Annotated in this window: 3 rRNA genes; all 3 read left to right on the top strand. The window is 56.2% G+C overall.

Features of this window, described 5'->3' with window-relative positions:
• Positions 1–158 precede the first annotated feature (158 nt).
• The 3 genes from ACFUC1_RS20155 to rrf all read left to right on the top strand — a co-directional run bounded on the left by ACFUC1_RS20155 (position 159) and on the right by rrf (position 5,378).
• Positions 159–1,687: ribosomal RNA gene (locus tag ACFUC1_RS20155) — 16S ribosomal RNA — on the top strand.
• A 369-nt stretch (positions 1,688–2,056) separates the two neighbouring features.
• Positions 2,057–5,179, top strand: a 23S ribosomal RNA gene (locus tag ACFUC1_RS20160).
• A gap of 82 nt (positions 5,180–5,261) precedes the next feature.
• Positions 5,262–5,378 (top strand): 5S ribosomal RNA (rrf, locus tag ACFUC1_RS20165).
• Together the 16S, 23S and 5S rRNA genes form the textbook arrangement of a ribosomal RNA operon.
• Positions 5,379–5,388 lie beyond the last annotated feature (10 nt).

The raw sequence follows: 5,388 nt of genomic DNA on the forward strand, positions 1-5,388 counted from the left end.
GGCTTTGATGGTTTGGTTGTGGGTTGCTTCGAACGAATTTTCCTTTGGTTGACAATGAATTTCTGGCAATTTTGCTAGTTGTTCTTGCTCAGTCAGTGAAATGACCCTTCTAGGGTTTCGCTTTTCCTGCCGCATTTTGTTGTGGTGGGTGGCAAACATCAATGGAGAGTTTGATCCTGGCTCAGGACGAACGCTGGCGGCGTGCTTAACACATGCAAGTCGAACGGTGATCTCGAGAGCTTGCTCTTGGGTGATCAGTGGCGAACGGGTGAGTAACACGTGAGTAACCTGCCCCTGACTCTGGAATAACCCCGGGAAACCGGGGCTAATACCGGATATGAAATCAACCTGCATGGGTATGGTTTGGAAAGTTTTTTCGGTTGGGGATGGACTCGCGGCCTATCAGCTTGTTGGTGAGGTAATGGCTCACCAAGGCGACGACGGGTAGCCGGCCTGAGAGGGCGACCGGCCACACTGGGACTGAGACACGGCCCAGACTCCTACGGGAGGCAGCAGTGGGGAATATTGCACAATGGGCGAAAGCCTGATGCAGCGACGCCGCGTGAGGGATGACGGCCTTCGGGTTGTAAACCTCTTTCAGCAGGGAAGAAGCGCAAGTGACGGTACCTGCAGAAGAAGCACCGGCTAACTACGTGCCAGCAGCCGCGGTAATACGTAGGGTGCGAGCGTTGTCCGGAATTATTGGGCGTAAAGAGCTTGTAGGCGGTTTGTCGCGTCTGCTGTGAAAATCCGGGGCTCAACCCCGGACTTGCAGTGGGTACGGGCAGACTAGAGTGTGGTAGGGGAGACTGGAATTCCTGGTGTAGCGGTGAAATGCGCAGATATCAGGAGGAACACCGATGGCGAAGGCAGGTCTCTGGGCCACTACTGACGCTGAGAAGCGAAAGCATGGGGAGCGAACAGGATTAGATACCCTGGTAGTCCATGCCGTAAACGTTGGGAACTAGGTGTGGGTCTCATTCCACGAGATCCGTGCCGCAGCTAACGCATTAAGTTCCCCGCCTGGGGAGTACGGCCGCAAGGCTAAAACTCAAAGGAATTGACGGGGGCCCGCACAAGCGGCGGAGCATGCGGATTAATTCGATGCAACGCGAAGAACCTTACCAAGGCTTGACATATGCGAGAACGCGGCAGAGATGTCGTTCTCTTTGGACACTCGCATACAGGTGGTGCATGGTTGTCGTCAGCTCGTGTCGTGAGATGTTGGGTTAAGTCCCGCAACGAGCGCAACCCTCGTTCTATGTTGCCAGCACGTGATGGTGGGGACTCATAGGAGACTGCCGGGGTCAACTCGGAGGAAGGTGGGGATGACGTCAAATCATCATGCCCCTTATGTCTTGGGCTTCACGCATGCTACAATGGCCGGTACAAAGGGCTGCGAAACCGCGAGGTGGAGCGAATCCCAAAAAACCGGTCTCAGTTCGGATTGGGGTCTGCAACTCGACCCCATGAAGTCGGAGTCGCTAGTAATCGCAGATCAGCAACGCTGCGGTGAATACGTTCCCGGGCCTTGTACACACCGCCCGTCAAGTCACGAAAGTCGGTAACACCCGAAGCCGGTGGCCCAACCCCTTGTGGGAGGGAGCTGTCGAAGGTGGGACTGGCGATTGGGACTAAGTCGTAACAAGGTAGCCGTACCGGAAGGTGCGGCTGGATCACCTCCTTTCTAAGGAGCAGCTCGTCTCGGCCCTTGGGGGTTCGGGGCGCAGTGGCCTCGCCACCAGCGAATGCCTGGTGGGGGGTGCTCAAGGGTGGAACATCGATTAGTTGGCGCTGACACCAGCTCGTGCTGTTAGTACAAGCCGGTCCCGCTTTTGGTGGGTCTGGCAGTGGAACGCAAGCGGGGTGGGGGAGGCGCTTGGCACGTTGTTGGGTCCTGAAGGCTCGGGCGAGAGCTTGACCTTCGGGCCGGTCTTGGACTGGCTTGGACCCCTGTCGCGGATGAACCGCCGGCCTCCTTGGCTGGTAGGCGCCGGGTTCGATGGGGGGCCGCCCGTTTCTTGAGAACTACACAGTGGACGCGAGCATCTTTGTGGCTCAAGTTTTTAAGGGCACACGGTGGATGCCTTGGCACCAGGAACCGAAGAAGGACGTAGGAATCTGCGATAAGCCTCGGGGAGTCGATAACCAGACTGTGATCCGAGGATTTCCGAATGGGGAAACCCGGCTGGAGGCAAGTCCAGTCACTCTCATCTGAACACATAGGGTGAGTAGAGGGAACGTGGGGAAGTGAAACATCTCAGTACCCACAGGAAGAGAAAGCAACCGCGATTCCGTGAGTAGTGGCGAGCGAAAGCGGAAGAGGCTAAACCTTATCTGTGTGATAGCTGTCAGGCGTTGCAGGTAAGGGGTCGTGGGACTGCTCAGCTGGTTCTGACAGGCCGGCAGGGAGTCAAAAATTCGCGTTATAGTCGAAGGGCATTGAAAGGCCCGGCACAGAGGGTGCTACCCCCGTAGACGAAATGGCGTGAACTCCTGCAGCAGTATCCCAAGTAGCACGGGGCCCGAGAAATCCCGTGTGAATCTGGCGGGACCACCCGCTAAGCCTAAATATTCCCTGGTGACCGATAGCGGACAAGTACCGTGAGGGAAAGGTGAAAAGTACCCCGGGAGGGGAGTGAAATAGATCCTGAAACCGTGTGCCTACAATCCGTCGGAGCCTCCTTGTGGGGTGACGGCGTGCCTTTTGAAGAATGAGCCTGCGAGTTAGTGCTCAGTGGCGAGGTTAACCCGTGTGGGGAAGCCGTAGCGAAAGCGAGTCCGAACAGGGCGTTTTAGTCGCTGGGTCTAGACCCGAAGCGGAGTGATCTACCCATGGCCAGGTTGAAGCGACGGTAAGACGTCGTGGAGGACCGAACCCACTTAGGTTGAAAACTGAGGGGATGAGCTGTGGGTAGGGGTGAAAGGCCAATCAAACTCCGTGATAGCTGGTTCTCCCCGAAATGCATTTAGGTGCAGCGTCACGTGTTTCTTACCGGAGGTAGAGCTACTGGATAGCCGATGGGCCTCACCAGGTTACTGACGTTAGCCAAACTCCGAATGCCGGTAAGTGAGAGCGTGGCAGTGAGACTGCGGGGGATAAGCTCCGTAGTCGAGAGGGAAACAGCCCAGACCACCAGCTAAGGTCCCTAAGCGTGTGCTAAGTGGGAAAGGATGTGGAGTTGCATTGACAACCAGGAGGTTGGCTTAGAAGCAGCCACCCTTTAAAGAGTGCGTAATAGCTCACTGGTCAAGTGATTCCGCGCCGACAATGTAGCGGGGCTCAAGCACACCACCGAAGCTGTGGCATTGACACATCTGCCCGGCCACCACACCTGCGGGTTGGTGGTCCAAGCGTGTTGATGGGTAGGGGAGCGTCGTGTGGCCAGGGAAGCGGCGGAGTGATCCAGCCGTGGAGGCCACACGAGTGAGAATGCAGGCATGAGTAGCGAATGACGGGCGAGAAACCCGTCCGCCGAATAACCAAGGGTTCCAGGGTCAAGCTAATCTGCCCTGGGTAAGTCGGGACCTAAGGCGAGGCCGACAGGCGTAGTCGATGGACATCCGGTTGATATTCCGGAACCGGCGAAGAACCGCCCATGACGAACCTAGTGATGCTAAACGCCCAAAGCCGGTTTCTGACACCTTCGGGTGAAGGGTTCCGGTGGAGCGCGTGACCCGATCTAGTAGTAGTCAAGCGATGGGGAGACGCAGGAAGGTAGCCTCCGCGTGGCGATGGTTGTCCACGTCCAAGGGTGTAGGGAGTCAGATAGGCAAATCCGTCTGGCACGTATCCTGAGACCTGATAGTGACCGCGTATGCGGGAAGCAGGGTGATCCTATGCTGCCGAGAAAATCCTCTAGCGAGGTTCGAGCCGCCCGTACCCCAAACCGACTCAGGTGGTTAGGTAGAGAATACCAAGGCGATCGAGTGAATCGTGGTTAAGGAATTCGGCAAAATACCCCCGTAACTTCGGGAGAAGGGGGGCCCAGATCCTGAAGGCACTTGCTGCCTAGGGAGAACGGCCGCAGAGACCAGGGAGAAGCGACTGTTTACTAAAAACACAGGTCCGTGCGAAGTCGCAAGACGATGTATACGGACTGACGCCTGCCCGGTGCTGGAAGGTTAAGAGGACGGGTTAGTACTTCGGTGCGAAGCTCAGAATTTAAGCCCCAGTAAACGGCGGTGGTAACTATAACCATCCTAAGGTAGCGAAATTCCTTGTCGGGTAAGTTCCGACCTGCACGAATGGCGTAACGACTTCTCCACTGTCTCAACCACGAACTCGGCGAAATTGCACTACGAGTAAAGATGCTCGTTACGCGCAGCAGGACGGAAAGACCCCGGGACCTTTACTACAGCTTGGTATTGGTGTTCGGTACGGCTTGTGTAGGATAGGTGGGAGACTGTGAAGCCGGCACGCCAGTGTCGGTGGAGTCAACGTTGAAATACCACTCTGGTCGTTCTGGATATCTAACCTCGGTCCGTGATCCGGATCAGGGACAGTGCCTGGTGGGTAGTTTAACTGGGGCGGTTGCCTCCTAAAAGGTAACGGAGGCGCCCAAAGGTTCCCTCAGCCTGGTTGGCAATCAGGTTTTGAGTGTAAGTGCACAAGGGAGCTTGACTGTGAGACAGGCATGTCGAGCAGGGACGAAAGTCGGGACTAGTGATCCGGCGGTGGCTTGTGGAAGCGCCGTCGCTCAACGGATAAAAGGTACCCCGGGGATAACAGGCTGATCTTGCCCAAGAGTCCATATCGACGGCATGGTTTGGCACCTCGATGTCGGCTCGTCGCATCCTGGGGCTGGAGTAGGTCCCAAGGGTTGGGCTGTTCGCCCATTAAAGCGGTACGCGAGCTGGGTTTAGAACGTCGTGAGACAGTTCGGTCCCTATCCGCTGTGCGCGTAGGAAACTTGAGAAGGGCTATCCCTAGTACGAGAGGACCGGGATGGACGAACCTCTGGTGTGTCAGTTGTTCTGCCAAGAGCACGGCTGATTAGCTACGTTCGGAAGTGATAACCGCTGAAAGCATCTAAGCGGGAAGCACGCTTCAAGATGAGGTTTCCATGCACCTTGTGTGCGAGAGGCTCCCAGCTAGACTACTGGGTTGATAGGCCAGACGTGGAAGCACAGTAATGTGTGTAGCTGACTGGTACTAATAAGCCGATAACTTGACTCAACAAAGATGTTACGCGTCCACTGTGTGGTTCCCGAGACACGGTCGGGAACACTGTTCAACCGATAGATGATCTCCATAGAGTTTCGGCTGTCATAGCGAAGGGGAAACGCCCGGTCCCATTCCGAACCCGGAAGCTAAGCCCTTCAGCGCCGATGGTACTGCACTGGTGACGGTGTGGGAGAGTAGGACGCAGCCGAACATACTTTGTC

It is taken from the genome of Pedococcus sp. NPDC057267, from assembly GCF_042668795.1.
Taxonomy (GTDB): domain Bacteria; phylum Actinomycetota; class Actinomycetes; order Actinomycetales; family Dermatophilaceae; genus Pedococcus.